This window comes from Ruegeria sp. HKCCA0235A, assembly GCF_013033235.1.
Taxonomy (GTDB): Bacteria; Pseudomonadota; Alphaproteobacteria; order Rhodobacterales; family Rhodobacteraceae; genus Ruegeria.
Map to the genome: position 1 here is coordinate 173,027 of NZ_WQDQ01000002.1, position 26,916 is coordinate 199,942.

Annotated in this window: 19 protein-coding genes and 2 pseudogenes; 15 read left to right on the forward strand and 6 right to left on the reverse strand. The window is 56.8% G+C overall.

The window, feature by feature from the left end; translation table 11 throughout:
• Nucleotides 1-67 precede the first annotated feature (67 nt).
• Nucleotides 68-1,288 (reverse strand): adenylate/guanylate cyclase domain-containing protein, encoded by a 1,221-nt coding sequence (locus GOW56_RS04845; RefSeq protein WP_171205152.1) that lies wholly within the window; start codon nucleotides 1,286-1,288, stop codon nucleotides 68-70.
• Between the two features lie 349 nt (nucleotides 1,289-1,637).
• On the opposite strand from GOW56_RS04845, the gene GOW56_RS04850 reads away from it, so the two are divergent.
• The 10 genes and pseudogenes from GOW56_RS04850 (at nucleotide 1,638) to GOW56_RS04895 (ending at nucleotide 16,102) form a co-directional block, all read left to right on the forward strand.
• Entirely contained in the window at nucleotides 1,638-2,663 is a 1,026-nt protein-coding gene (locus GOW56_RS04850) for a LacI family DNA-binding transcriptional regulator (RefSeq protein WP_171205153.1), read from the forward strand.
• A gap of 95 nt (nucleotides 2,664-2,758) precedes the next feature.
• Nucleotides 2,759-4,063: pseudogene (locus tag GOW56_RS04855) on the forward strand (sugar ABC transporter substrate-binding protein).
• A gap of 110 nt (nucleotides 4,064-4,173) precedes the next feature.
• Nucleotides 4,174-5,040 (forward strand): carbohydrate ABC transporter permease, encoded by an 867-nt coding sequence (locus GOW56_RS04860; protein WP_152460300.1) that lies wholly within the window; start codon nucleotides 4,174-4,176, stop codon nucleotides 5,038-5,040.
• 12 nt (nucleotides 5,041-5,052) lie between these two features.
• Nucleotides 5,053-5,883, forward strand: a complete 831-nt coding sequence (locus GOW56_RS04865) for a carbohydrate ABC transporter permease (RefSeq protein WP_152460301.1) — start codon at nucleotides 5,053-5,055, stop codon at nucleotides 5,881-5,883.
• 12 nt (nucleotides 5,884-5,895) lie between these two features.
• Nucleotides 5,896-6,900: an ABC transporter ATP-binding protein gene (locus GOW56_RS04870; RefSeq protein WP_171205154.1), complete on the forward strand. Its 1,005-nt coding sequence runs from the start codon at nucleotides 5,896-5,898 to the stop codon at nucleotides 6,898-6,900.
• Nucleotides 6,897-7,670, forward strand: coding sequence for an L-iditol 2-dehydrogenase (locus GOW56_RS04875; protein ID WP_171205155.1), 774 nt, complete (start codon nucleotides 6,897-6,899; stop codon nucleotides 7,668-7,670). Before GOW56_RS04870 ends, GOW56_RS04875 begins: the two co-directional genes overlap by 4 nt.
• Nucleotides 7,670-9,175 (forward strand): annotated as a pseudogene (locus GOW56_RS04880) (mannitol dehydrogenase family protein). The gene GOW56_RS04875 and the pseudogene GOW56_RS04880 overlap by 1 nt, the downstream one beginning before the upstream one ends.
• Before the next feature lie 207 nt (nucleotides 9,176-9,382).
• Entirely contained in the window at nucleotides 9,383-12,301 is a 2,919-nt protein-coding gene (locus GOW56_RS04885; protein ID WP_171205156.1) for a M10 family metallopeptidase C-terminal domain-containing protein, read from the forward strand.
• Nucleotides 12,302-13,046: 745 nt separating this feature from the next.
• Entirely contained in the window at nucleotides 13,047-14,786 is a 1,740-nt protein-coding gene (locus GOW56_RS04890; protein WP_371807875.1) for a type I secretion system permease/ATPase, read from the forward strand.
• The gene (locus GOW56_RS04895; protein WP_171205157.1) at nucleotides 14,786-16,102 is read left to right on the forward strand and encodes an HlyD family type I secretion periplasmic adaptor subunit; all 1,317 of its coding nucleotides are present in this window, start codon (nucleotides 14,786-14,788) and stop codon (nucleotides 16,100-16,102) included. Before GOW56_RS04890 ends, GOW56_RS04895 begins: the two co-directional genes overlap by 1 nt.
• A gap of 11 nt (nucleotides 16,103-16,113) precedes the next feature.
• On the opposite strand, the gene GOW56_RS04900 is transcribed toward GOW56_RS04895, so the two are convergent.
• From GOW56_RS04900 to GOW56_RS04910, 3 genes are read right to left on the reverse strand one after another with little or no spacing between them, the layout of a single operon-like run.
• Nucleotides 16,114-17,121, reverse strand: a complete 1,008-nt coding sequence (locus GOW56_RS04900) for an ABC transporter substrate-binding protein (protein WP_171205158.1) — start codon at nucleotides 17,119-17,121, stop codon at nucleotides 16,114-16,116.
• Nucleotides 17,100-18,479 carry a sensor histidine kinase gene (locus tag GOW56_RS04905; RefSeq protein WP_171119310.1) on the reverse strand — a complete coding sequence of 460 codons (1,380 nt, stop codon included), beginning with the start codon at nucleotides 18,477-18,479 and terminating at the stop codon, nucleotides 17,100-17,102. Before GOW56_RS04905 ends, GOW56_RS04900 begins: the two co-directional genes overlap by 22 nt.
• Nucleotides 18,469-19,137 (reverse strand): response regulator transcription factor, encoded by a 669-nt coding sequence (locus tag GOW56_RS04910; protein WP_152460309.1) that lies wholly within the window; start codon nucleotides 19,135-19,137, stop codon nucleotides 18,469-18,471. The genes GOW56_RS04905 and GOW56_RS04910 overlap by 11 nt, the downstream gene beginning before the upstream one ends.
• Nucleotides 19,138-19,244: 107 nt before the next feature.
• Between GOW56_RS04910 and GOW56_RS04915 the strand changes: the two genes are divergently transcribed.
• From GOW56_RS04915 to GOW56_RS04935, 5 genes are all read left to right on the forward strand, one after another.
• Nucleotides 19,245-20,228 carry a tripartite tricarboxylate transporter substrate binding protein gene (locus GOW56_RS04915; RefSeq protein ID WP_171119311.1) on the forward strand — a complete coding sequence of 328 codons (984 nt, stop codon included), beginning with the start codon at nucleotides 19,245-19,247 and terminating at the stop codon, nucleotides 20,226-20,228.
• Nucleotides 20,229-20,294: 66 nt separating this feature from the next.
• Nucleotides 20,295-20,777 (forward strand): tripartite tricarboxylate transporter TctB family protein, encoded by a 483-nt coding sequence (locus tag GOW56_RS04920; RefSeq protein ID WP_152460311.1) that lies wholly within the window; start codon nucleotides 20,295-20,297, stop codon nucleotides 20,775-20,777.
• Between the two features lies 1 nt (nucleotide 20,778).
• On the forward strand, nucleotides 20,779-22,290 hold the full coding sequence (locus GOW56_RS04925) for a tripartite tricarboxylate transporter permease (protein ID WP_152460312.1): 1,512 nt from the start codon (nucleotides 20,779-20,781) through the stop codon (nucleotides 22,288-22,290).
• A complete protein-coding gene (locus tag GOW56_RS04930) occupies nucleotides 22,283-23,467 on the forward strand; it encodes a CoA transferase (RefSeq protein ID WP_171205159.1) in 1,185 nt (394 codons plus the stop codon). The genes GOW56_RS04925 and GOW56_RS04930 overlap by 8 nt, the downstream gene beginning before the upstream one ends.
• Nucleotides 23,464-24,231 carry a citryl-CoA lyase gene (locus GOW56_RS04935; protein ID WP_171205160.1) on the forward strand — a complete coding sequence of 256 codons (768 nt, stop codon included), beginning with the start codon at nucleotides 23,464-23,466 and terminating at the stop codon, nucleotides 24,229-24,231. The genes GOW56_RS04930 and GOW56_RS04935 overlap by 4 nt, the downstream gene beginning before the upstream one ends.
• A 4-nt stretch (nucleotides 24,232-24,235) precedes the next feature.
• Here GOW56_RS04935 and GOW56_RS04940 read toward each other — a convergent pair whose 3' ends face one another.
• Together GOW56_RS04940 and GOW56_RS04945 are read right to left on the reverse strand one after the other, a co-directional pair.
• Nucleotides 24,236-25,432, reverse strand: coding sequence for an acetate/propionate family kinase (locus tag GOW56_RS04940; RefSeq protein ID WP_171205161.1), 1,197 nt, complete (start codon nucleotides 25,430-25,432; stop codon nucleotides 24,236-24,238).
• On the reverse strand, nucleotides 25,429-26,826 hold the full coding sequence (locus GOW56_RS04945; RefSeq protein ID WP_171205162.1) for a bifunctional enoyl-CoA hydratase/phosphate acetyltransferase: 1,398 nt from the start codon (nucleotides 26,824-26,826) through the stop codon (nucleotides 25,429-25,431). The genes GOW56_RS04940 and GOW56_RS04945 overlap by 4 nt, the downstream gene beginning before the upstream one ends.
• Between the last annotated feature and the right edge of the window lie 90 nt (nucleotides 26,827-26,916).

The following is a 26,916-nucleotide window of genomic DNA, read 5'->3' on the forward strand; positions in this document are numbered from 1 at the left end:
CGAGGCCCGGTCGCCCGCAGCCCAAATCGAAACCGGCCATTGAGGACAATGTAGAAGCTTGCGATTCTCAATCCATGTTGTCCGGATCAATGTGGCGATCCGGCATGGGACTGCCTTGATGCTCCTTTTCGACGAGAGAGTACAGCTCGATGGATCCGGCAAGCCCTCGAACTTCGTGAAACCCACAAGCAGAGAACAGGTCAGGCGAAGCAGCGGCAACGGCTGACGTCGCCAGAACTCTTTGGCCCAGGGATTTCGTCAACCCCTCGATACGGCTTGCGAGGTTGACTGCCCTACCCAGAACAGTGAAATCCAGCCTGCCGGGACTGCCGATATTGCCATAGCTGACCTGTCCGACATTGATCCCGATGCCTATATCCAAAGGCGGCTTCCGAGCCTCTTCGCGGCGATGGTTGAGTGCGGCCAAACCGGTCAATACGCTTTGAGCGGCCCGTGCTGCCCTTTTGCATTGGGCGTTCAAATCTTCCTGTGTCGCAACAGTGAATATCGACAGAATGCCGTCTCCCATAAACTTGAGAATGTCGCCGCCATTCTCTTCGACAGACTGCACGACCAGATCAAAATATCCACTCAACATGTCGAAAACGTCCTCTTCGGATGCCCTGTCCGAAAGAGCGGTGAAACCGCGCAGGTCAGAGAACATGACAACTGCGTCAAGGGTCGTGCGTTCCCCTCGCTTGATCCGCCCGTTCCACACAGCATCAGAAGGCCCATCGCCAAGATAGGTTCTGAGAAGGCCTTTGGACGACTTGCGCATCGTGACAGGTTCAAGAGCAGAGGACAGAGCGGGCAGTGCATCCTCTATTATTTTCAGATTCTGGGGCGAGAACCCGTCTGGCGACCGGGTGACAAAAGTACAGCCGTGCAGCGATCCGTCTCCGTAATAAAGCAGCGTAGCATAGTAATCGGTGCCACCCAGCTCAGCGAAATCAAGATATGATGAGTGCTCAGTCCTGGGGTTCAATTGCCGCAGACTTTTGTGAAGTGGCTTCCGATGTTCAAGAATGTACTCGAATGAGCTGCCGACATACCCATCCGTCAGCATGGTCTCATGTGTCACGTCATAGCTTTCGGTGCCATCCGGTGTCCAGACGATCCCCCATGCGATGAGCAGCGGATTGGCGAAACGCTGACCGATATTGACCCGCCAGAGCGGCACACCCGCCTCGATCAGAGACGAACAGAAATATGACACCACTTTTTCCGGGTCATCCGAACGACGCCCCTCGGCAATCATCCAATTGGTCAGTTGGGCAATAGCATCCATAGTTTAAAACCAATCGCTTAGATAAGATCGTCAAGAATTTGGGTTCAGCGTTCGATCATATTATTCTAGCCTTTTTCTTACCCCGTCCAAGCCTGCTGTTCGGTCCACAGTTATCGGCCGTAAGCGCCGGCCAAGCCACACGCAGACCTTCCTGGATACGTTTTGCCAGCCTTGTCATCAATTTGAATGAATCTTGCAAAAAGGCCGGCGTCACTCTCGAAATCCCTTTGAACGCCTTGTCGCGCGCTGGTTGCACGAGGCCGCTCTGGCTATTGATTTATTAGCGCGCGCAAAGAATATGTAAATCTATGATAAGTTCACGACGAACAAAACCAGCAGGCAGACTGGCATGACCAAGATAAAGAATATGGAAGAGTTTGCAGCGCTCAGCGGCATCTCGCGCCCCACGGTATCCAAATACTTTCACGATCCCGACAGCGTTCGCCCCACGACGCGGGCCCGAATAGAAGAGGCGCTGGAACGGTTCGACTATCGCCCCAACATTTACGCGGTGAACCAGAACCGGAAGCTTACCAAGAATATCGGTATCGTCGTACCGTATCTGGCCGATCCGTTCTTTGCAGAAATCGCACGCTATCTGGAACAAAGCTGTATCGCGGCCGGATACCGTCCGTTCCTGTTCAGCTCTCATGGTGAACAAAAGCTGGAAAACGAAATTCTGGACGGTCTGCAATCCATGAAGCCGGCAGGGGTACTTTTGGCGCCTCTCGGACGCGTTTCGGACAGATCAGCAATAGAGAAATTCTGTGCCAATGTTCCGACGATCTTGTTTGACAGTAATCTCGATGGTTTGGGGGCTGCATTCGTTGGTTCTGATAACTTCAGTTTTGTTTCGCAAACCGTCGAATACATGACCCGTACCGGCGAACCGCCCTCGTTTTTTGAAATGCGCACACCTGCGAACCCAAACGCCAACAAGCGAAGGAAAGCCTATATCAAAGTGATGGAACGTCTTGGGCTCGAGCCGCACATAATCAAAGTTGAAGGCAAGGGTTGGGCGTTTGAAGAAATCGGCCAAAGAGGGGCGCTGAAAGTTCTGGAAGAACGCGGTTTGCGAACCGACTCGGTACTATGCAGCAATGATCGACTGGCCATTGGCTTTCTTGCAGCTTGCTACAAACAGGGGATTCGCGTCGGTCGTGATGACAGTTGCGCGCTGCGCGTGGCCTCAAATGATGACCATCCCTTCGCGCAGTTCACTTGCCCATCCCTTACAACGGCGGCTCATGACTATGACAATGTTGCCGGTCGCAGCGTCGAAACCCTGTTTCAACTCATTGAAAGTGGCGGGAAATTCAAGACGCGATCAGAAACGTTGTTTCACGCAAGACTGGTTTTGAGGGATTCCGTGTAACCTGCAAATTTTAACGCGCGTAAAGTTTTTATTGACGCCGCGATAATTTACACACTGCTTTCTGTGTACGGCATCCAAGCTCAGGGAGGACAAGGATGTATTTGAAGAACGCACTTCGTGCGGCGACGGCTTTAACCTTTGTCGCAACGGCCGCGGCCCATGCAGAAACGATCACGATCGCAACCGTCAATAATGGCGACATGATTCGGATGCAGGGCTATACCGACAACTTTACCGAGGCGACTGGTATCGACGTGGAATGGGTGACGCTGGAGGAGAACGTCTTGCGTCAGCGTGTTACCACCGACATCACCACCAAGGGCGGTCAGTTCGATATCATGACCATCGGCATGTACGAAACGCCGATCTGGGGCGCGAATGGCTGGTTGGTTCCTTTGGATGGACTGTCAGAGGAATATGATGTCGGCGATCTGCTTCCTGCGATGGCGGGTGGCCTGAACCATGAGGGCACGCTGTATGCGGCACCGTTCTATGGCGAAAGCTCGATGATCATGTATCGCACCGACCTGATGGAAAAGGCCGGGATGGAGATGCCTGAGGCGCCGACATGGCAGTTTATCCGCGAGGCGGCGGCTGCGATGACGGACCGTGACAACGACATCAACGGCATCTACCTGCGTGGCAAGGCGGGTTGAGGTGAAGGCGGTGCCTTTATCACCGTGACTGCGAATTCCTTTGGTGCGCGATGGTTTGATGAAGACTGGAAACCTCAGTTTGATCAGCCCGAATGGAAAGAGGCGCTGACCTTTTTTGTCGACATGATGAATGAATCCGGCCCTGCCGGTTACGCGACCAACGGCTTTAACGAAAACCTGTCGCTGTTCCAGCAGGGCAAGTGCGGAATGTGGATCGACGCCACTGTTGCGGCGTCCTTCGTGACAAATCCGGATGATTCAACTGTCGCGGACAAGGTCGGGTTTGCTCTGGCACCAAATTCGGAAGGCGTCGACAAGCGCGCCAACTGGCTGTGGGCATGGGCACTGGCCATTCCGGCGGGAACCCAGAAAGAGGATGCAGCCAAGCAGTTCATCGAATGGGCGACCTCGAAGGATTACATCGAGCTGGTGGCGGAAAACGAAGGTTGGGCCAATGTCCCTCCGGGCGCGCGTACCTCGCTTTATGAGAATGCGAACTACAAGGACATTCCGTTCGCCAAGATGACGCTCGAGTCGATCCTGTTGGCCAACCCGCAGAACTGCTGTGCCAAGCCAACACCCTATACTGGCATCCAGTTCGTTGCGATCCCGGAATTCGCGGGCATTGCCACACAGGTCAGTCAGGAATTCTCGGCGGTTTATGCCGGACAGCAGACTGTAGATGAAGCGCTTGAAAAGGCGCAGGCCTTTACGGCTGAAGAAATGGAAGCCGCAGGGTACTGAGGCATCCCTCCCAGTAGGGGACAGGTGATCTGTCCCCTGCTCTCTTCCACTTCCACAACTCGCGTTTTTCTCGCAGGCTGAGTTACGCCTGAACAGAGAGGGTTTGCGTAATGGCTACTCAACACTCCCGATCCGTTGCTCGCCTGATGATGGCACCCGCAGTGGTCCTGCTGCTTGGCTGGATGCTCGTGCCATTGACGATGACGCTGTACTTTTCTTTCAAAAAATATCTGCCTCTGCGCGGGGGTGATCTGGGCTGGGTCGGGTTCGACAACTATGTCCGCTTTGTCTCGTCCAGTACATTCTGGCCCGCGGTGCAGGCAACATTGGTCATTGTTGGCGGTGTTCTGATCATAACCGTCATTCTCGGAATTCTGCTTGCCATGCTGCTGGATCAGCCGATGTGGGGGCAAGGCATTGTCCGAATTCTTGTCATCGCGCCGTTCTTCGTCATGCCCACCGTGTCTGCGCTGGTGTGGAAGAACATGTTTATGGACCCGGTCAATGGTTTGCTGGCCCATCTGTGGCGTTTTTTCGGGGCCGAGCCGATCTCGTGGTTGTCCGAGGCGTCGATGACCTCGATCATCATGATCGTTTCGTGGCAATGGCTGCCCTTTGCAACGCTGATCCTGTTGACCGCCATTCAGTCGCTGGACAGCGAGCAACTGGAAGCAGCCGAGATGGATGGTGCACCGCCGTTGAAGCGCTTTTATCACATCATTCTGCCGCATCTGGGCCGTGCGATCACCATTGTGATCCTGATCCAAACAATCTTTCTTTTGTCGATTTTCGCCGAGATCTTCGTGACCACCGGCGGCGCTTTCGGCACCCGTACACTCACCTACCTGATCTTCCAGCGCGTGTTGGAAAGCCAGAATGTCGGCCTTGGATCAGCCGGAGGTGTCTACGCAATCATCCTTGCCAATATCGTTGCGATCTTCCTGATGCGCATCGTCGGCAAGAACCTGGACGCGTGAGGAGGAAAACCCATGGCCCGCGCTGTCACATCTCGACGCAAATCGCTGAACACCGCCCTTGCCTGGGCTGTTGGACTGCTGATTTTCTTCCCGATCCTCTGGACGATCCTGACCAGCTTCAAAACCGAAGCGCAGGCCATTGCCAGCCCGCCCCTGTTTTTGAACTTTGACTGGACGCTGGAAAACTACGCCATCGTGCAGGAACGCTCGGACTATATGCGGTTCTTGTGGAATTCGGTGATCATCGCCGGTGGGTCGACCATGCTGGGCGTGATCATCGCCGTCCCCGCCGCCTGGGCGATGGCGTTTGTTCCGTCCAAACGAACCAAGGACATCCTGTTGTGGATGCTGTCCACCAAGATGTTGCCAGCCGTAGGTGTGTTGTACCCGATCTACTTGCTGTTCATCCAACTGGGCCTTCTGGATACGCGCGGAGGGTTGGTCGTGGTGCTGATGCTGATCAACCTGCCGATCATCGTCTGGATGCTTTACACTTATTTCCGCGAAATTCCGGGTGAAATTCTGGAAGCCGCGCGGATGGATGGGGCGACGCTGAAAGAGGAAATCCTCTATGTCCTAACCCCCATGGCCATTCCCGGCATCGCTTCGACCGTCCTGCTGAACTTTATCCTTGCGTGGAACGAGGCGTTCTGGACCCTCAATCTGACCGCTGTTGACGCGGCACCGCTCACGGCCTTCATCGCCAGCTATTCCAGCCCCGAGGGCCTGTTCTTTGCCAAGCTCAGCGCGGCCTCGACCATGGCAATTGCACCGATCCTGATCCTTGGCTGGTTCAGCCAGAAACAACTTGTCCGCGGCCTGACCTTCGGCGCTGTGAAATAAGGAGCATTCCTCATGGGACGCATACAACTCAAGTCCGTGACCAAAAGCTTCGGCGACGTTCAGGTCATCCCTCCGCTGGACCTGACCATTGAAGATGGCGAGTTCACCGTTTTCGTCGGCCCTTCGGGCTGCGGAAAATCCACGCTGCTGCGCCTGATCGCAGGGCTGGAAGACATCACCAGTGGCCACATAGAAATCGATGGAGCAGACGCAACAGACGTGCCGCCCGCCAAACGGGGGCTGGCAATGGTGTTCCAGTCTTATGCGCTTTACCCGCATATGACCGTTCGCAAGAACATCGCCTTTCCGCTGCGCATGGCGAAACTGGATCAGGCTGAAATCGACAAGCGGGTTGAAGGTGCGGCCGGCGTCCTGAACCTGACCGATTACCTGGATCGCCGCCCGGGCCAGTTGTCCGGTGGTCAACGCCAGCGCGTCGCCATTGGTCGGGCAATCGTTCGTGAACCGGCCGCGTTCCTGTTCGATGAACCGCTTTCAAACCTCGACGCAGCGTTGCGGGTGGGCATGCGGTTGGAGATCAGCGAGCTGCATGAACGCCTCGCGACAACGATGATCTACGTCACCCACGATCAGGTCGAAGCCATGACGATGGCGGACAAGATCGTTGTGCTCCAGGCTGGCGTGATCGAACAGGTTGGCAGCCCGCTGGAACTGTACCGAACGCCTCGCAACCTGTTTGTTGCAGGATTCATTGGCTCGCCAAAGATGAACTTTATCGAAGGGCCCGAAGCGGCAAAGCACGGCGCACGAACGATCGGCATTCGACCGGAACACATCGCGGTGTCGGAGTCCGAAGGAGAATGGTCCGGGCGTGTCAGCGTCTCTGAGCATCTTGGTTCGGACACGTTTTTCCACGTCCACGACACCGGACTGGCGGAGACAATCACTGTTCGTGCCGATGGCGAGGTTGGTTTCCGCCATGGGGATCGCATTCATCTGACCCCACGTGCCGATGTGATCCACAGACTTGACGCAGACGGTCTGCGGATCGAATGAAACGTCTGACGGGCAAAACCGCCCTGATTACAGGGGCTGCGCGGGGCATTGGATTGGCATTTGCCAAGGCCTATGTGGCAGAGGGCGCGCGGGTCGCCGTCGCCGACATCGACATCCAGCGCGCGCAGGGCGCGGTCGCTGGAATTGGCGCGGCAGCTTTCGCTGTCGAAATGGACGTGACCGACCAGCAGAGCATCGATCAGGCCATAGTCAAAACCGCGGCGCAATTCGGCCCAATCGACATTCTGATCAACAACGCGGCCATCTTCAGCGCCGCACCATTCGTCGAGATCGAGCGCGCCGACTACAATCGTGTGTTTGACATCAACGTCGCGGGCGCGCTGTTTACGATGCAGGCCGTCGCCAAACATATGATCAAACACGGAACCAAAGGCCTAATTATCAATATGGCCTCGCAGGCCGGGCGAAGGGGTGAACCATTGGTCGCTGTCTACTGCGCCAGCAAAGCGGCGATCATATCCCTGACCCAATCAGCGGGGCTGAACCTGATTTCTCATGGGATCAATGTAAACGCGATTGCCCCCGGTGTCGTCGATGGCGAACACTGGGATGGCGTGGACGCCTTTTTTGCAAAACACGAAGGCAAGCCCCTTGGCCAGAAGAAGCGCGAAGTGGCGGCAGCTGTTCCATATGGCCGCATGGGGCGCGCGGAAGACCTGACGGGCATGGCGGTTTTTCTGGCCTCTGACGAGGCCAAGTATATCGTCGCGCAGACTTACAATGTCGACGGCGGAAATTGGATGAGTTGATGGACCCTGTGGCGAACGCAAAAACCCCTGCACGGCTGCGGCAAGAGAGCCTTTCCAAGCTGCCAACCACCGTGAAGACTCCGATGTATGAACGTACGGATCTGACGCCGGGCATCGTTCATATAGGATTGGGTAACTTCCATCGCGCGCATCAGGCCTGGTATATCCATCGGCTCATGCAGCAGGGGTTGGCCCATGACTGGGCAATCGTCGGAGCGGGTGTGCGAAGCTATGACGCCGTCATGCGAGAACGATTGCTGGCGCAGGATTGCCTCACAACGCTGATCGAGTTGGGGCCAAACGGAATGTCCGCCGAGGTGATTGGCCCGATGATCGATTACCTGCCGATCGAAGAAAACAACGCTGCCCTCATCCACGCGATGGCCGACCCGGCCACCCGGATCGTTTCGCTGACTGTTACCGAAGGGGGATATTTTCTGGATGCCAACAGCGGCGCATTCGATTTCGATCACGCAGATATCCGTCATGACGCAGAAAACCCCAATCAGCCCCGTACGGCCTTTGGCGCAATGGTTGCGGCACTCAGACGACGGCGCGCCGAATGCCTCAACCCGTTCACGGCGCTCAGCTGCGACAATCTTCAGGGCAACGGAACGATTTTGCGAAACTGTGTTGTGGGATTGGCGCGCATGTCCGACCCGGAACTGGCCAACTGGATCGACAGGCGTGGCGCGTTTCCCAACTCGATGGTGGATTGCATCGTACCAGCGACGACCGACCAATTGGTATCGCAATGCCGCGCCCTTGGCGTCGATGACAGAGCGCCCGTCTCGCATGAGAACTTTCGTCAATGGGTCATCGAGGATGCCTTCTGCGCCGGACGTCCGCCCCTCGAAAACGTCGGCGCAATACTGACCAACAACGTCCATGGTTACGAGACCATGAAATTGCGCATTTTGAACGGAGGTCATCAACTGTTGGCGAATGTCGGAGAAGTACTGAGTGTTCCGACGATTGCCGACTGCATGAAGGACCCGGACATCGTGGCGTTTTTTCGAAAAGTGTAGGTCGAAGAAATCCTTCCGCATGTCGAAGCGGTTCCCGAAACCACTGCAAGTGAGTACCTTGAGTTGATCGAGAGCCGATTTGCGAACACGGCGATTCACGACACCACACGCAGGGTTGCATTCGACGGATCGGCAAGACATCCCGGATTTTTGCTGCCGTCGCTGCGTGATGCACTTGCATCAGGGTCTTCTGCAAACGGGCTCGCCCTCGCCGAAGCGTTCTGGTGCCGGATGTGCGCGGGTATTCGTGAAGATGGCTCCGAGATCACCCCCAATGATCCCCAGTGGGAAAGCCTGAACAGCACTGCAAAAGCGTCCAAAGCTGATCCTGAGCTTTGGCTGGAACAGGGTTTCTACAGCGGTGATTTTGGAATCAGCACACAGTTTTCCAACGCCTTTGCCCGCTGGCTGACCCTGATATGGCAGCGTGGCAGCCGGGCCGCCATTGCTGAGTATGTTGCCAACGGTTCAACGTAGCAAATCAATCTCGGCGCTCGGTTCAGCCAGGGATTGCGGGTTTCTGTTGCACTTATGCGACGGTTCTGCCGTTGAAAGAAAGTGTCATTTGAAACATGGTGTCACCTCCTGTTTCAAAAGGGTTGGTGCATAGTAGTTTGTCATAAAAAGAACAATTTAAGCGTGCATCTGAGCGCAATCTAATCTTCCGAGGTACAGGGCTGAGCAATGGCTACTACGACTATAATACCAAGACCTTCCGCTTCTTCTCCGCTCAGTCCAATACAAGGTTATGTTGCCTACGGTGACGGCAATCCCTCGAACACCACCACAATTTCTTATCACTTCGAACAATACGCGGGCACACAAGCGTGGACTGCGGAATACAAGGCGGAATTCCGAGCGGCTCTTTCTGCCATCGAGGCCGTCGCAAATGTGAGGTTTGTCGAATCCGGCAGCGCTTCCGCCGACTTGGTAGAGGTCATTGCGCCCACCAGCTTTTTTTTAAATCCCAGAACGCTTGGCTACCACTACACGCCATCGCGCAACCCCTCCGAAGGCGCTTTCAACACCGCCTACTGGACTGCCGGAGCAAATGGAAACGGCGATCCGGGCGGGTTTTTCTTTACTACGTTGCTCCACGAACTGGGCCACGCGCTAGGGTTGGGTCATCCCCACGACACCGGTTTGGGTACAACCGTGATGAATGGCGTCACATCGCCATTTGACTCTTTCGGGACCGGCAGCCTGAATCAGGGTGTCTACACGGTGATGTCGTATAATGATGGCTGGACCGAAAAGAACGGAATTCTCTCTGTCAACGCGACTTATGGTGGTTCAACGGGTCTTGGCGCTTTGGACATTGCTGCGTTGCAGGCGATGTATGGCGCCAATACCAACCACAACTCTGCCAACAATACCTACACGCTTCCTTGGGCAAACGTTGCGGGTACCGGCTATCAGTCTATTTGGGATACTGGTGGAAACGATACCATCCAGCATGTCGGCAGTTCGAAGGCGCGGATCGACCTGCGGGCCGCAACACTGGATTATTCCGAGACCGGCGGCGGCGTAGTGTCTTACGCAGAGGGCATAAAGGGCGGCTTTACAATCGCGCATGGCGTTGTGATTGAAAACGCGATCGGCGGGACCGGTGACGACGTGATCGTCGGGAATACCGCTCAGAACGTTCTGAATGGCAACCATGGTCACGATAAGATCTATTCAGTGTCCGACGGAACCAACAACAACACCGTTTATGGCGGTTTGGGGAACGACACCATTTATCTGGCGAACGGTTCCGGCGCAGACCAGGTTTTCGGCGGCCAGGGCGACGATTGGGCCATTGTGACCAACAATGCCGGCTCGTTTTCCGGAGGAAGCGGCACTGACACAATCCGATTTGTCAGCGCCATCAGCAGCTATCTGTTCATTAAAAACGGCACGAAATACGAATTTATCGATGCCGTTTCACGTATCACTTTCACGGTGGAAGATGATGTCGAGGCCATTCAATTCCTGAATGGATCACAGGCGTATACTCGTTCGAATATCGAAGCTGCCATGCAGCTTTCGGATATCGAGACGACCGGCACCACACTGAAACATGCAAGTCAGGGCATTTACGTTCTGGATGCAGGCAGCTCGAACGTGACGCTGGTATTTAATGGTCAGGCTGTTGGTCAAAACACGATCGCCGGCTGGCAGGCCATTCAGGCCGAGGCTTCGGGCGGCGGTTACAAAGTGCTGTGGAAAAACGTGAATGGGACGTACGGGGAATGGACGGTAAATGCCAATGGTCAGTTCCTCAGCAGCGGCAGCATCGGCAACGTGGCTGATGTTGAGGCCTTCTATGGTGCTGATTTGAACAATGACGGGCTGACGGGTCATGGTACGGTCACGGTTGAAACCACTGGCTCCACGACACTCGTTTCGTCAAGCCTGGGTTCATACTTAATTAATGGCACCATTGAACTGACCATAAACGGCGCCAAAGCCGGCTCGGGCAGTTTTCCTGGCTGGCAGGCCATCCACGCCGAGGCTTCGGGCGGCGGCTACAGGGTGCTGTGGAAGAATGCGAATGGCACGTTTGGGGAATGGGTGACGGATGCCAATGGTCGTTTTGTCAGCAGCAGCAGCATAGACGACGTCAGGGATGTCGAGGTCTTTTATGGCGCAAATCTGAACAATGATGGGCAAATCGGCCATATCACGACCAACATCGAATCCAACGGTTCCACGACGCTGGGATCGTCAACCAATGGCGCATATGTAATCGGCGGCAGCATCGACTTGAAGCTCAACCAGGCTAATGCCGGTCCTGGCAGCTTCCCGGGTTGGCAGGCGCTTCAGGCCGAGGCTTCGGGTGGCGGCTATCGGGTGTTGTGGAAGAACTCGGATGGGTCCTACGGTGAATGGACGACGAATGCGGCCGGTGAGTTCCAAAGCAGTACAACAATCACCAATGTTGCGGATGTAGAGGTCTTCTATGGTGTAGACTTGAACAATGACGGGCTGACGGGTCATGGAACGATCAGCATTGAATCCAACGGCGCGACAACGCTGGGGGCGACAACCCAAGGTGAATATCTGATTGGCGGCACCACCAAGTTGACATTCAACAACGCCACTGTCGGACCGAACAGCTTCTCCGGATGGCAGGCCATTCACGCCGAGGCTTCAGGTGGCGGCTACCGGGTATTGTGGAAGAATTCGGACGGAACTTACGGTGAATGGGTCACGGATTCCAATGGTGTATATGTCAGTTCCAACACCGTCCCTGACGTGGTCGCGGTCGAAACTTTCTATGGCTTTGATATCGATGGCAGTGGGACAGTGGGATACGGATTGCCCAAACTCGCTCGGTTTACTGAAGGCGATCAGAAAACGCCGATGGGCGAAGAAGTTTTGGGTGTGTCCGATTGGGATGAAACGGTCGATATTCTAAAGTTCGTCCCTGACCTTGAGGCTCCCGAAGACGTAGAAGACGACTACATACTGGTGAACTTGCATCAGGCTCAGGACGGGGCGCTTAACGTTTCCGAAGACTCATTGGCCGCCGTATTGAGTGGGAACTTGGACGTCAAGGATGACGAGGCCAGTCCGGCACTTACACCCCATTTGGACGAAGACAGCTTTTGGATTTAAAGATCCTTTGGCGCTGGAGGCGGCCCGTTCGGTTAAACTGACGGTGCCGTTTCTGGCGTAGATCGGCGAATAGGCTTGCGATTTCGATCGGTGTCCCGGCCCTGCAGGCCCGCCTTGTCAGCTCTGTCAAACCAAACAGCAGAGTGAAAGCAAATCGCCAAGGTTTTAGCGGAGCCGTAGCAACATACCCTGCCGCCAGCCAGCCTCCACCGGTGTTTCAAGGCAGTTCTGGCAACATCTAAAACCCATAGTGTGCCGCGCGAAGTACCGCGATCGATCACGGTGATACTCCAAACATCTTTGCGAGGAGGTATTATTCGTTTGTCCTATTGGCCCTGATAGTTTGTGCGGTCGCGCTGCTGAAATGCGCGAATGCGCATCTTCTGGGCGGTCTGAATAGGTGCTCTCATTTTGATCTCGGGCGCTGAACCAAACTTTGTAATCAGTCATTACCTGACGCGGAACGTGCTGGTCATCATTGGCGCATCCGTCGCCGGCAACCTGACCTTGCGTTGGCCCAGACCTCGGAACTGGTCAGGTGCTTTTGGCCGCGACCGCATAGTTACTGTGCGTCGGAACCACCGCGTTCAAACGTTGAGACAGTCTTTGCGACGTTGGCCAAAAAGTGCTTCTTCCAGCCTGCTGTCTGCGGTTTCTTGCTCAAAAAAACATGTGCAAACTTGGCAATGCTGAACTAACTTTCTAAATGCGGCGATGCCTGTCCGAATGATGTGGATTTTAAACTGTGAAACCTCAACACCGCCTGTCAGCGGCCCCTCGCCATGAATTGCGCAACGTGCGCAATCAGGGCATTGCCTTTCTGGCCTTGGCGTTTTTGTTCAGCATCTTCGTCAACCTGCTCATGCTGACAGGTCCGCTGTTCATGTTGCAAGTATATGATCGGGTTCTTGGTTCACGGGCAGTTGAAACTCTGACTGCACTGTTTTTGCTTGTTGCGTTGCTTTATGCGCTGATGGCTATGCTGGACTATGCACGCGGTCGCATCGTTGCCCGCTTTGGTGCACGGTTCCAGTCACAGCTGGATGAACGTGTGTTCGAAGCGACAATGCGTCGGTCTCTGGTGCCCCAGGTGCGATCGGCGCCGGCAACTGCACTGCGGGATCTCGAGGCCATTCGCACCTTGTGCTCTTCGCCCGTGTTACTTGCAGTAATGGATATTCCGTGGACGCCCGTCTTCCTGGGGGCAATTTTCATTTTTCATCCTCTGCTTGGCTGGTTGGCCGTTGCAAGTGGCGTACTGCTTGTGGTGATTGCTTTGCTCAACCAGGCCCTGACCAGCCGTAAGGTGGCCGAAGCACAATCCGCTGCGGCGCGGGCAAATGCCTTTTCCGAACACGCGAGGCAGGCAGCAGAAGTTGTACGGTCTCAGGGAATGCAGGCGGACGTGACCAGGCGGTGGTTGAACCAGCGTACGGAAGCTTTGCGTCAAAGCATTTCCGCCAGTGACTGGACAGGTAGCTTCACGTCGCTGACGAAATCGCTTCGGCTTTTCCTGCAATCTGCCATGCTGGCTTTGGGCGCGTGGTTGGTACTGCAAAACGAAATGACGCCCGGGGCGATGATTGCGGGCTCGATTCTCTTGGGACGGGCCTTGGCCCCGGTGGAACAGGCTGTCGGCCAATGGAGTTTGGTCGAACGGGCACGCACGGCCTGGAGTTCGTTGAACCGGTTTCTGGACCAGACGCCGCCAGAGGAACAGCGGATTCGTTTGCCGATCCCCAAATCCCAATTGGAAGCCAAATCCCTGACGGTAATCCCTCCGGGTGCTACTGCGCCAACGTTGCGGAATGTTAACCTGAAACTGGAACCGGGAAAGGCGCTTGGTGTGATCGGGAAAAGTGGGTCGGGCAAGACGACCCTGGCCAAGGCTCTGCTTGGGCTTTGGCGACCGGCGGCTGGCGAGATCCGGTTGGGCGGCGCCACGTTGGACCAATACGATCCCAACGATCTGGGCAGCCATATAGGATACTTGCCGCAGCAGGTGACCCTGTTCAACGGAACCGTTGCTGAAAATATTGCGCGGATGTCGGAAAACCCGGATTCAGAAGCGGTGGTTGCGGCGGCCAAGAAGGCCAAGGCGCACGAACTGATCCTGTCATTGGAAAAGGGCTACGGCACTTTCCTTGAAGGCAATGACAGTCAGTTGTCGGGCGGTCAGAAACAGCGCATTGCGCTGGCCCGTGCGCTGTATGGCGACCCGGTCCTTCTTATTTTGGACGAACCGAACTCGGCCCTCGACGCAGATGGCACCGAAGCTTTGAATGCAGCCGTGCGCGGCCTCAAGGAAGCGGGAAAGGCCGCCATCATCATGACGCACCGCCCGCAGGCCATTTCGGAATGTGACGATCTTGCTGTTGTGGAAAAAGGCCAGGTGGTGAGGTTTGGCAGCCGCGACGAGGTTCTGAACGCAATGGTCCAGAATGCGGGCGCGATTAAGCGCAAGCTTAGCCCCGTAGGTGAATAATGGCGAAAAAATCAACCAAGACACCCGTCCCCGTCTGGGGCATCAAAATACCTGCGCTGGTGGGATTTCTTGCCCTTGGCATTCTGGTCGGCGGGTTGGGCCTTTGGGCCGTGAAAACGCGGCTGGCCGGGGCGATTGTATCTTCGGGCGTCATTGAAGTTCAAAGCAACCGTCAGGTCGTTGAACATCCTGACGGCGGCGTGGTCGGCGAGATTTTCGTGCGCGACGGTGATACGGTTGCCTCGGGCGATTTGCTTTTGCGGTTGGATGACACATTTCTGTCTTCAGAACAGACGATTGTAGAATCTCAACTCTTTGATCTGCTGGCCCGCCGCGCCCGGCTGGAGGCCGAGCGGGATGGCCTGACATCCGAAGAATTGGCCACGCGCCTGGCTGAGGTTCAAAAAGAATACGATATCGATCCGGACCTGATTGCAGGGCAACAGAACCTGTTCGATGCCCGGCTGGAAACGCTGTCCAAGCAGGACGAACAACTGCGCAAACAGTTGGTTCAGATAGAAAGCGAGATCGCAGGCACGCAGGCTCAGTTGGTCTCGCTGCGCCGCCAGACAGAGTTGATCGCGGCGGAGTTGAAGGATCAGCAAAGCCTGTTGAGCAGGGGTCTGACACAAAACAGCCGCGTGCTGGCGCTGCAACGCGAAGAAGCCAGCCTGACAGGCGAAATCGGCAAACTTGAAGCCTCCGTTGCGCGCCTTAAAGGACAGATTGCATCAACCGAGATCAAGATTGTCGAATTGACCGCGACCCGGCGGGAAGAAGCGATCACCACTTTGCGGGACGTTCAGGCGCAGGTGGCAGAGCTGTGGGAGCGACGTTTGTCCCTGGCGGAACGTCTGGCCAGGCTTGAAATTCGCGCACCTGTCAGCGGAACGGTTTACGGCAGTCAAGTCTTTGCCCTGCAATCGGTCATTCAGCCGGGCGAACCCATGATGTATGTGGTTCCGCAGGACACGCCGCTGTTGGTGGCAGCGCGGGTGGATGCGATTCATGTGGATCAGTTGCATGTCGGGCAATCCGTTGCCCTGCGCTTTCCGGCGTTCAATCAGCGCGAAACGCCCGAACTCGAAGGACAGGTCAACAATGTCTCGGCGGACACGTTCACGGATGAACAGTCCGGTTTCACCTTTTACCGCGCCGAAGTGGTGCTGAATGACGGTGAGGTCGACCGGCTCAATGGTCAGGAACTTTTGCCGGGTATGCCGGTTGAGACTCTGATCAAGACCGACGAACGCACGCCGTTGTCCTATCTTGTGAAACCGATGGCAGACTACTTCAACCGCGCGTTTCGCGAATGATGCGGACGCGGTTATCGCTGGATGACCGCGTTTTCCCATTCAGCCAGAAAACGGCGGCGTTTCAGCCTGTCCAGAAATGTCATGAGCCCCGGGTCCAGCCCAATCGTTTCGCGATCGGTGCCAGTTTCGTGCGGGGCCAAGGGCGGCAAGGTAACGGGGTCGCCTACCCGTTTGGTTTGGTTGGAAATCAGGTGTTTGAGAAAAGACGTGGCGGCGTCCGGTTGCGGGGTGCCATTCAGCACCATGGCCGTGCGCATCATGGTCGTCTGAAAATCCGACGGCAGAATGATTTCCACCGTGTCCTTGCTTCCGGCGCGGGCTTCGGCGTAGCTGCCCAGAACGTTGTAAGCCACTGCAATCTCACCTTTGACGAGGTCATCGATCATATCCGCCGAACAACAGTACAGGCGTACGTCCAATCCACCCATCACCTCCATAAGCCGCCAATACGTCTCGGACGCGCGGGCATCCTGCGTTGCGAACAGATAACCCAGACCGGATTGACGGATGTCATAGGTGCCCACACGGCCCCTGAAATCATCGGGACGCAAACGAAGGATTTCGATTAGTTGTTGCCGGGTCTCGGGGATGGGGCCGCCGGCAAAGGCCGCGCGGTTAATCACGATTGTCGCCGGTTCCGAGGTGAAAGCAAAAAGGCTTTGATGCCATTGCGCCCAGGATGGCAGCGGTATGTCGTCGATGATGCGCCCGAAACCGTCGTTTGCCAGCTTCAGTTGCAGGTCCATCGCGCTGGATATGACGACATCAAAATCTTCCGGCGCGGCACGGACTATTCGGTCAATATCTGCGGTGCCTGTCACCAGGTATTCGACAGAGATACCGGGGTTTTCTTCGATGAAACCCGCAATCAAGGGTTCGAACAGAAAGGTGTCCGTGCTTGAGATCACGCGTAGATGCGCCTCATCCGCCGAGGCGTTGAAAACCTGCCTGTCCTCCCAGGTTTGGGTGGCAGCAACGACAGGAAGGCTGAAGAAAATCAAAGCGATAAGATAACGCACGCGCCGCCCCCCTGCCGGTTGGTCAATTCCAGTGTGCCACCATGCGCAGAAGCAACGTCCTGAACGATTGTAAGGCCCAATCCGGATCCGATGGTTCCGCTTGCATTCTTCCCGCGCTCGAAACGGCGTGTCAAAGTGTCGATCTCGTTTGGAGGAAACCCCGGCCCACGGTCTTTGACAATTATCTGAATGCGTGGTTCCGAAACAACCTCGATGCGTACGAAACTGTCGGCAGGCGCATATTTCAGTGCGTTGTCGATCATGTTGCGCACAGCGTTCTGAATAAGAATGGGGTCACCTGAATACGAAACCTTTGGATCGCCGCTCAGGGAAAGCGACAAGTCCTTCATCTCGGCGATTGGCGTAAGACGCTGCACCAGATCACGGACCAAAGCATTGAGATCAATGTCTTCGCGCTCCAGATGATCGGCGCGGAACGTGATCATCGCATGATCCAGCAATTGCCCCGCCGCGCGCGAGCTTTCATCAATGGCCCGCACCATTGAGCGTAACGCTTCGCGGTTTTCTTCCTTTTCGACCCTCTGCAATGTGGCATCGGCATAAGATCGAACGGTTGCCAAAGGTGTGCGCACCCGGTGGGCCGCCTCGGCGATGAAATCTTCCGATTGGCTCAGCGACTGATCCAGCCGCCCCATCAAAGAGTTCAACGACGCCACCAAAGGAGCCATTTCGCGGGGTACGGGCTTTTTGAACGGGCTCAGGTCCTGCGGGCCGCGCCGGGTGACAGAGGTCGTGAGCCTGTTCAATTGGCCAATCGTCGACGAGGTGGCCCAGAACGACAGCGCAGCGGCAAGGGCAAAGAACCCGATGCCCAAAATCGCCGCGTTGCGTGAAATCTGGTCCAGAGTTTCCGCAAGCGCATCCTGCGTTTGGCCCAACGCGACCTCGATAACGGTTTGTTTGTTCAAGCCCACCAAGGTTCGCCGAGCACTGACCTGACGTATGGTTTCACCCCGTATCCGACTGGTTTGAAAGCTCCACTTGCCGTCGAATTGCCCTGTGGCCGGCGGCAGATCATCATATCCAGACAGAAACGCACCATCCTGAAAAATCGCGTAAAAAACCCGGTCGTCGGACGGTGTGCTGAGCATGGCGAAGGCTGCATAGGGAATATCAACCTCCAACTGACCGTCGCGCAAGGCGGCCGCGTCTAGAATTGAGGTGACAGACGCCCCCAGGATGTTGTCCTGCCCTTGTTGCGCGACCTGTGCGGCATAGTTGCGAACCGCGATGAACAGAAGAAACGCCAATATCGCGGCACCACCGATCAAAGTCAGGACCAGCCTGTTCCGAAGCGATCCTGACACATAGGGATCAGGAGGGGGATCAGGAGGCATGATCCAGCCTGTATCCAAGACCGCGAAGCGTGGTGATCTTCAGGTCCGACGGTTCAAGATGTTTACGAAGGCGGCCAACGTAAACTTCGATAGCATTGTCCGAGACATCGTCATCATATGAAAAAAGCCGGTCGGTCAGTTTCTGTTTCGAAAAAACCTGACCAGGCGCGCTGATGAACAGTTCCAGAAGGCGCAGTTCCCGGTTGCGCAACGAAACAGTCTCATCCCCTACGGTCAGATGACCTGCCAATGGATCAAAGACTATTCCGCCCACTTCAATCGTTGTCCGTGAATTCCCGGATTTGCGACGCAGAACGGCGCGGCAGCGGGCCTCGAGTTCGGCGTGGTCGAACGGTTTGGTGACATAGTCGTCGGCCCCCAGATCCAGCGAACCGATTCGATCCGAAACCTGGCTGCGTGCGGTCAAAACGATCACGGGGGTGTCCAGGCGACCTGCGCGATGCCGTTTGAGAAAGTCGCGCCCGTCCCCATCCGGCAACATGATATCCAACAGAATAAGGTCGTATTCCTGAGTTTCGGTAAAGGCGGTCGCCTCGTCCAATTTAGACGCATGATCAACCACATGGCCGTCTAACCTCATGCGCGAACAGATGGCGTTCGCCAGATCAAGATTGTCTTCCACAAGGAGGAATTTCATGGGATTTTTGCTATTTTTCGTGCGTGACAGGTTGATGTCAGGTTGATGTGTTTTTGTTCCACCCAATCTGAGCCGCCATGCGGCTGGTTGTCAAATGGGAGGACATCATGACGACATTCACACTGGGCCGTCGCGCCCTGATCGCAGCTGTGGCCGCAATTGGCCTGACAGGGCCGGCTTTGGCTGATGGCCATCAGGTCGTGGACAGCATTCACTTTCTGATCCCCGGTGGCGCCGGTGGCGGCTGGGACGGAACGGCGCGCGGCACGGGCGAAGCGCTGACAAAAGCTGGCCTTGTCGGCACGGCGTCATACGAAAACATGTCGGGCGGCGGTGGTGGCAAAGCCATTGGATATCTGATTGAAAATGCCGACAGCAATCATGGCACTCTGATGGTGAACTCGACGCCGATCGTGATCCGCTCATTGACCGGTGTATTTCCTCACAACTTCCGCGATCTGACGCTGGTTTCGGGCACTATCGGCGACTATGCCGCGATCGTTGTGGGCAAAGACAGCCCGATCAACTCGATGGCGGATCTGCTTGCCGCTTTTGATGCGGACCCAGGCGGCACAGCGATCGGTGGCGGCTCGGTTCCCGGCGGCATGGACCATCTGGTGGCGGCGATGGTGATGGAAGCAGCGGGCAAGGATGCGCTTGGCGTGAAATACATCCCCTATGATGCGGGCGGCAAAGCCATGGCGGCCCTGCTGTCGGGTGAAATCGCCGCCTTGTCCACCGGTTTCTCGGAAGCGGTCGATCTGGCGAATGCGGGTGAAGTCAAGATTATCGGCGTGACATCCGAAGAGCGCGTTGATGCGGCTCCTGACGCGATGACGATGAAGGAACAGGGTATTGATACCACTTTCGTGAACTGGCGCGGCTTCTTCGCGGCCCCCGGCCTGCCCGAAGAAAAACTGGCCGCCTACCAGGAAGCGATTGCCAAGATGTACGACACCCCGGAATGGGAAGAGGTTCGTGCACGCAACGGTTGGGTCAACATCCACAACTCGGGCGCAGATTTCCAGACCTTCCTGGAGCAGCAGGAACAGCAGATCGGCGATCTTATGAAAAAGCTGGGCTTCCTCTAAGTCCGTTTTCGGCAGAGCGGATCCGCCGCTCTGCCTTCCCACGAACAGGAACAGGGAGAGGCTCTCATGGCGCTGGATCGCTGGATCGCGCTCATTCTTCTGGGTGTGTGTTTGACATATGGCTACGCCGCCTGGTTCACGATGGACGGCAGCCTGCCCCCTTTCATGCAGAGAAACCCGATCTGGCCCAGCACATTCCCCAAAGTGCTGTCGGTTCTGGGTGTCGTCACCACCACGATCATTTTGCTGGGCTTTGAAAAGGCGGAACCAAAGGAAGCCGATATCGATTACCGGCGGCTGGGGGAATACCACCTTGATCAAGCACTTATGTTGCTGGCCTTGATGGTGATTTACGCGCTTTGCCTGCGCCCTGTTGGGTTTCTGATCTCGACCTCGGCCTTTCTGATCCTCGGGTCTTTCATTCTGGGTGAGCGCAAATGGCACGTCATGCTACCCGTCGCGCTGATCGCCACAGGCGCGGTCTGGTATCTGGTTCAGGAAGTTCTTGGCATCTACATGCGCCCATTGCCGGGCATTTTCGGAGGCTGACATGCTCGAAGGACTTCTGATCGGTCTGCAAACGGCGTTTTCAATTCAAAACCTGCTGATGGTGATCGCAGGGTGCCTGATCGGCACGTTCATCGGCATGCTTCCGGGTCTTGGGCCGATGTCGATCATCGCCATCATGATCCCGGTCGCGATTTCCATGGGCGACCCGTCCGCAGCGCTGATCCTGCTGGCCGGAGTGTATTACGGCGCCATCTTTGGCGGTTCGACATCTTCGATCCTTCTCAACGCGCCGGGGGTCGCGGGCACTGTTGCGTCCAGTTTCGACGGCTATCCGATGGCCCGCCAGGGCAAAGCGGGCAAAGCGTTGACTGTTGCAGCTATTGCAAGTTTTGCCGGCGGTACGATCGGAGCCATTTTGTTGATGGTCTTTGCCCCTGCTCTGTCTTCGGTGGCACTGCTGTTCCACTCGGCCGAGTATTTCGCGCTTATGGTCGTGGGCCTGTCGGCAATCGCAGCCTTCGCAGGCACCGGTCAAGTGGCCAAAGCCGTCATCATGACGCTACTTGGGTTGATCATGGCAACGGTCGGTGAAGGTGCATTGTTCAACCTGCCGCGTTTCACAATGGGTATCATGGATCTGCAATCGGGCTTTGGCTTCATCACGCTTGCTATGGCCATGTTCGCCCTGCCCGAAGCGCTGTTTCTGGTGCTCAAACCCAAAAACCTTCAGGGGGATGACGGCGAGATCAAGGACCTGCGCATCACAGGCAGCGAAGCCAAGGCCATCGCACCGGTGATCGGCCGCCAATCTGTACAGGGCTTCTTCATCGGGGTTCTGCCCGGTGCGGGGGCAACGATTGCCAGCTTCCTCGGCTACGCGGTCGAGCGCAACATTGCCCCGAAAGAGGAACAGGACGAATTCGGCAAAGGGTCAATAAAAGGTCTGGCTGCGCCCGAAACGGCGAACAACGCGGCATGTACCGGTTCTTTCGTGCCGCTGCTGACACTGGGCATTCCCGGGTCCGGCACCACCGCGATCCTGCTTGGCGCACTGATTGCCCTGAACGTGACACCCGGCCCACGGCTGATGCTGGACGAGCCGCAGATATTCTGGGCCGTCATCATGTCAATGTTCATTGGCAACCTTGTTCTGCTGATCCTGAACCTGCCGCTGATCCCATATATCGCAAAGGTTCTCTCGGTTCCGCGCAATTACCTGATCCCCTTCATTTTGTTCTTCACTCTGATGGGGGCCTATATCGGGCAGAACAATGCGACCGAGCTTTTGATTCTTGTTGGCTTCGGTGTTTGCGCCACGGCGTTGAAATTTGCCGACTACCCGCTTGCGCCGCTGCTGATCGGTTTCATCCTCGGGGGGATGATGGAGGACAACTTTGCCCGCTCGATGCAGCTCTATGACGGTATTGCTTTCATCTGGGAACGTCCAATGACGCTGGGTCTGCTTGTTGTCGCGGTGCTGCTGGTGCTGTTGCCCAGCTATCGCGCACGCCGCGCGCGGGCCCGGGCCGCAGGGGTTGCCGACGGTGACTGAGCCATTGGCAGGAATACGGGTTCTCGATCTGACGAATGTCCTCGCGGGTCCGTATTGCTGCTATCAACTGGCGCTCATGGGCGCCGAAGTGATCAAGGTCGAACGCCCTGACGGTGGCGACCTTGCCCGCGTTCTGGGTACTGATCCTGCCAGAAACAAGGCCGGTATGGGCGTCAGCTTTCTGGCGCAGAATGCTGAAAAGAAGTCTATCACGCTCAACATGAAATCAGAACGGGGCAAGGCGCTTCTGAAACGCCTTGTACAGACGGCCGACGTATTGGTAGAGAACTTTCGCCCCGGTGTGATGGATCGGCTTGGACTTGGGTATGGCGTCTTGCGCGATGTGAACCCCAGCCTGATTTACTGTGCTATAAGCGGGTTCGGTCAGGATGGCCCGCGCCGAGGCGATCCGGCCTATGACCAGATCGTGCAGGGTATCAGTGGCGTGATGTCTGTCACCGGCGGTCCTGACACCGCACCCTATCGCGTTGGCTATCCTTTGGCGGACACGATCGGTGGGATGACGGCCGCTTTTGCAGTGTCCGCCGCCCTGAACGCGGATCCTCGCGGGGCCTATCTGGATGTGGCAATGTCCGAAGCCGTGATCTCGACAATGGGTTGGGTCGTGTCGAACTATCTGATCGCCGGTGCCATTCCCGGGGCCCATGGCAACGAAAACACGACGTCAGCGCCATCAGGAACATTTGCAACCGTTGACGCGCCCATCAACATTGCCGCCAACCGCGACGAACAGTGGCAGGCACTGGCCCGGCATCTGGGCCGGCAAGACCTGCTGGCCCACCCGGACTATGAAACGCGCGAAGACCGCAAGCGCAATCGCCACGCCCTGCGCGCGGCGCTGGAGGAGACCTTGCGGACCAGAGCGGCATCAGACTGGGTCAGCGAACTCAACGCAATCGGAGTGCCGGCCGGGCAGGTATTGACCGTGCCCGAGGCGCTTGATGACGAACAGCTTGCCGGTCGCGGCCTGATCGGGTCTTTGCGGGTGCAGGGCGAAGACATGAAACTTGCAGGCAGCCCTATTGTCAGGGACGGCGAACGGCAAATGCCCCAAACCGCGCCGCCTGAACTTGGGGCAGACAATAACGCGATCTGGTCTGAAATTGGGTTGTCCGGCGCGGAAATTGACGCTTTGAGCAAGGAAGGCATCATATGAGCGATGTGTCCGATTGGTGGACGACTTCCATCATCGATATGGAACCGGGCCGGATCGACCTGCGCGGAGAGCCGATTCAGAGTTTGATCGGACATCTCAGTTTCAGCGAGATGATCTGGTTCATAGTTCGTGGCGACCGACCATCTGGGGCGCATGCCCGGTTGTTCGAGGCCGCGCTGGTCGCCGCCGTGGACCACGGACCTCAGGCCCCTTCCATCGCAACGGCGCGCATGGCCGTGACCTGCGGGCTGCCCCTGAACAACGCGATGGCGAGCGCTGTGAACATGTTGGGGGATATTCACGGCGGGGCTGGCGAGCAAGCGGTTATGCTGTACCATTTCGTGGCGCAACATCCTGGCCGGTTGGATCAAACGCTGGACGAGTGGATCGAGCGTGAAGGAAAGATATTGCCGGGTTTTGGCCATCGGTTCCACACGCCAACGGATCCGCGCGCACCACGTCTGATGGCGTTGGTCCGTGATGCTGTGATGGACGGGGCTTGCGATGGTCAGTTCCTACAGATCGGGCAGGCGATCGAAGCAGAGTTGGCCCGGCGCAAGGGGAAGCCCGTTCCAATGAACATAGATGGTGCCACCGCGGTGATCTATGCCGAGTTGGGCTTTGCGCCCCCACTGGCACGCGGTCTGTTTTGCCTATCCAGATCTGTTGGCATTCTGGCCCATGCGTGGGAACAGATGCAGCAAGGCGGCCGGAACAAGGGACCGACCCCGCCTGCCTATCGCTGGACCTATGTCGAAACGTAGATCGCTAGGCAGTTCTGAGCCGTGGGCGGTTGGCCAACAGGTCAGCCGCCGCACGGGCAATGACCAGTTCTTCATTGGTCGGGATTGCCATCACCACGACGCGGGACAGATCGGTTGAAATGATCCGGTCATTGTCCGCATTTGCGTCAGGATTGAGCTCGATACCCAGCCATCCCATCCCAGAGCACACCCGGTCACGCACCAGACGTGAGTTTTCTCCGATCCCACCGGTAAACACCAAGGCGTCGATACCGCCGAGAATGGCCGCCATCGCGCCAAGCTCGCGCCGGATACGGAAGGTGAAATAGCTGATCGCCTGTCGGCTTTCGCGTGTGTCCGCCTTTTCCAGGGTACGCATATCGTTGGACAGCCCGGACAGGCCCAACAGCCCAGATTTCCGGAACAACAGGTCTGAGATTTCGTCAGCGCTCAGCCCTTCCTGGTCCATCAGATACAGGACCACGCCGGGATCAAGTTGACCACAGCGTGACCCCATCGGCAGCCCGTCAAGGGCCGAAAACCCCATGGTCGATCCGACGGAGCGCCCTCCGATCATCGCACACATCGATGCACCATTACCCAGATGGGCCACGACCACGCGCCCTTCGTGCAAAAGCGGCGCTGTCTTTGCCATGTGATCCGAAATGAACTCATAGCTGAGCCCGTGAAAGCCATAACGCCGAACACCTTTGTCGTAATACTCGCGCGGCAAGGCAAAAACGTCATTCTCCCACGGATGATTGCGGTGAAAGGCGGTGTCGAAACAGGCGATCTGAACCGCATTCGGAAAACGTTCCATCGCGGCCCTTGCTCCGGCCAGATTGTGCGGCTGATGCAAAGGCGCGAACGGCGACAGCTTATCCAGCTCTTGAATGGACGCCTTGGTCAATGGCACCGGAGCGTCGATGTCAGGTCCACCATGGACAACACGATGCCCGACCGCAGTCACGTCGCTGTTTGGAAATGAGCGCGCAAGCAGGTTCAAAACCCAGTCCAGCGCTGTGGCGTGATCGCGTATTTCTCCGGCGGTGCCGCTGGCAAGGACACTTCCGTCGGAAGACTTTGCCTTGACAAGCGGCTCTGGCTCTCCAATCCGCTCCACAGCGCCGGTGCACACCATGATCGGATCGTCATCGGTCAGCTCGAACAGACCAAATTTCATGGAAGACGATCCAGCGTTCAGTGTCACGACATGTGTCATGCGGGTGCTCCGGTGCGCGGTAAGGAAAAGACTTCGTGCAGTGCCGCCACCGCACAGGATGCCAACCGGGCTTTGTCGTCATCGGCGCGGCTTGTCAAAATGATCGGAGCTTTGGCCCCCATGACCAGACCGGCCCCTTCTGCATTGGCGATATAGGTCAGTTGCTTGGCCATCATGTTCCCGGCATCCAGATTTGGCACCACCAGAATATCGGTTTTGCCCGCGACATCCGACACAATCCCTTTGGAACGCGCAGCCGCAAGGCTGACGGCATTGTCCATGGCAAGGGGGCCGTCAACAAGCCCGCCCGTGATCTGACCGCGTTCCGCCATTTTCGACAGCAAAGCCGCGTCAACCGAGGATCGGATCGCCGGATTGACGGTTTCGATGGCAGACAGAACACCCGCCCTGGGGTTTTCGATCCCCAGAGACAGGGCCAGGTCGATTGCGTTCTGGACAATATCAATCTTGGTTTCAAGGTCCGGCTCGATATTGATCGCCGCGTCCGTCACCAACAAAGGTCTGGGTTGTCCGGGCACGTCCATGACAAAGACATGGGTAAAGCGGCGGCCGGTGCGCAGGCCGTTTTCACGCCTGAGCGCAGCCTTCAGCAATTCATCCGTATGCAGATGCCCTTTCATCAGCGCTTTCGCTCGACCTTCTGCAACCAGATCGACCGCCGCATTGGCCGCACCGACGTGATCGCTCTGCGCAATGATTTCAATCCCATCCAACGACGCTCCGATTTCGACGGCCGCGTGCGCGATTTTGTCCGGGTCACCGATCAGAATGGGTGTGATGATCGTCTCATGCGCGGCCAGCAGCGCCCCACCCAAGGCGTTGGGCTCTTCCGGGGCCACGACAGCGGTCGGCATGGGCGGCAGCGGGCGCACCTTTTCCAGCATGGCATCAAAGTGACGATGACGTTTCACCACCAGCCCGGGCAAATCCAACTCGGCGAACACCATCTCTTTCTCCGGCGCGATCACGACGGCCTGCCCGCTGACGATCACGGCACCGTCCGATGGGCGCGTAACGACCGTGTCAAAGACAACCTCCCGGTTTGGTCGCTTTTCCAGAACGGTGACTTTGGATACCAGCTCATCACCGGCATGCGCCCTTTCCACAAAATCAAATCGCTGCGATTTGTAGAGCGTCCCTGCCCCCGGCAGAACGTTCCCCAAAACGGCCGAGATCAGGGCCCCCACGAACATGGCAGGGGCAACCGCTTCGTTGATGTGGTCGCCGTCGCCGTCTTCGCTGGCCAGATGAAGCGGATTGTGGTTGCCGGAATTGTTGGCGAACACATAGAAATCATCGACCGAGCACGTGCGGGCCAGCTCGGCAGTATCACCGACCTGAAGCTTGTCGTAAGGCGTGTTGTGGTACTGCATGAACTGTCGATTCCATTTCGATCCGATTGGCGACGCTGCGAACTCTCTTGCTGATACCCAGTTCAGCGCGCAATGAAAACAACGCATGCC

Bases quoted from the DNA above. Each gene is read 5' to 3' on its own strand.
- GOW56_RS04845 (WP_171205152.1), bottom strand. From the start codon at position 1,288: ATGGATGCTATTGCCCAACTGACCAATTGGATGATTGCCGAGGGGCGT.
- GOW56_RS04850 (WP_171205153.1), top strand. From the start codon at position 1,638: ATGACCAAGATAAAGAATATGGAAGAGTTTGCAGCGCTCAGCGGCATC.
- GOW56_RS04860 (WP_152460300.1), top strand. From the start codon at position 4,174: ATGGCTACTCAACACTCCCGATCCGTTGCTCGCCTGATGATGGCACCC.
- GOW56_RS04865 (WP_152460301.1), top strand. From the start codon at position 5,053: ATGGCCCGCGCTGTCACATCTCGACGCAAATCGCTGAACACCGCCCTT.
- GOW56_RS04870 (WP_171205154.1), top strand. From the start codon at position 5,896: ATGGGACGCATACAACTCAAGTCCGTGACCAAAAGCTTCGGCGACGTT.
- GOW56_RS04875 (WP_171205155.1), top strand. From the start codon at position 6,897: ATGAAACGTCTGACGGGCAAAACCGCCCTGATTACAGGGGCTGCGCGG.
- GOW56_RS04885 (WP_171205156.1), top strand. From the start codon at position 9,383: ATGGCTACTACGACTATAATACCAAGACCTTCCGCTTCTTCTCCGCTC.
- GOW56_RS04895 (WP_171205157.1), top strand. From the start codon at position 14,786: ATGGCGAAAAAATCAACCAAGACACCCGTCCCCGTCTGGGGCATCAAA.
- GOW56_RS04905 (WP_171119310.1), bottom strand. From the start codon at position 18,479: ATGCCTCCTGATCCCCCTCCTGATCCCTATGTGTCAGGATCGCTTCGG.
- GOW56_RS04910 (WP_152460309.1), bottom strand. From the start codon at position 19,137: ATGAAATTCCTCCTTGTGGAAGACAATCTTGATCTGGCGAACGCCATC.
- GOW56_RS04915 (WP_171119311.1), top strand. From the start codon at position 19,245: ATGACGACATTCACACTGGGCCGTCGCGCCCTGATCGCAGCTGTGGCC.
- GOW56_RS04920 (WP_152460311.1), top strand. From the start codon at position 20,295: ATGGCGCTGGATCGCTGGATCGCGCTCATTCTTCTGGGTGTGTGTTTG.
- GOW56_RS04925 (WP_152460312.1), top strand. From the start codon at position 20,779: ATGCTCGAAGGACTTCTGATCGGTCTGCAAACGGCGTTTTCAATTCAA.
- GOW56_RS04935 (WP_171205160.1), top strand. From the start codon at position 23,464: ATGAGCGATGTGTCCGATTGGTGGACGACTTCCATCATCGATATGGAA.
- GOW56_RS04940 (WP_171205161.1), bottom strand. From the start codon at position 25,432: ATGACACATGTCGTGACACTGAACGCTGGATCGTCTTCCATGAAATTT.
- GOW56_RS04945 (WP_171205162.1), bottom strand. From the start codon at position 26,826: ATGCAGTACCACAACACGCCTTACGACAAGCTTCAGGTCGGTGATACT.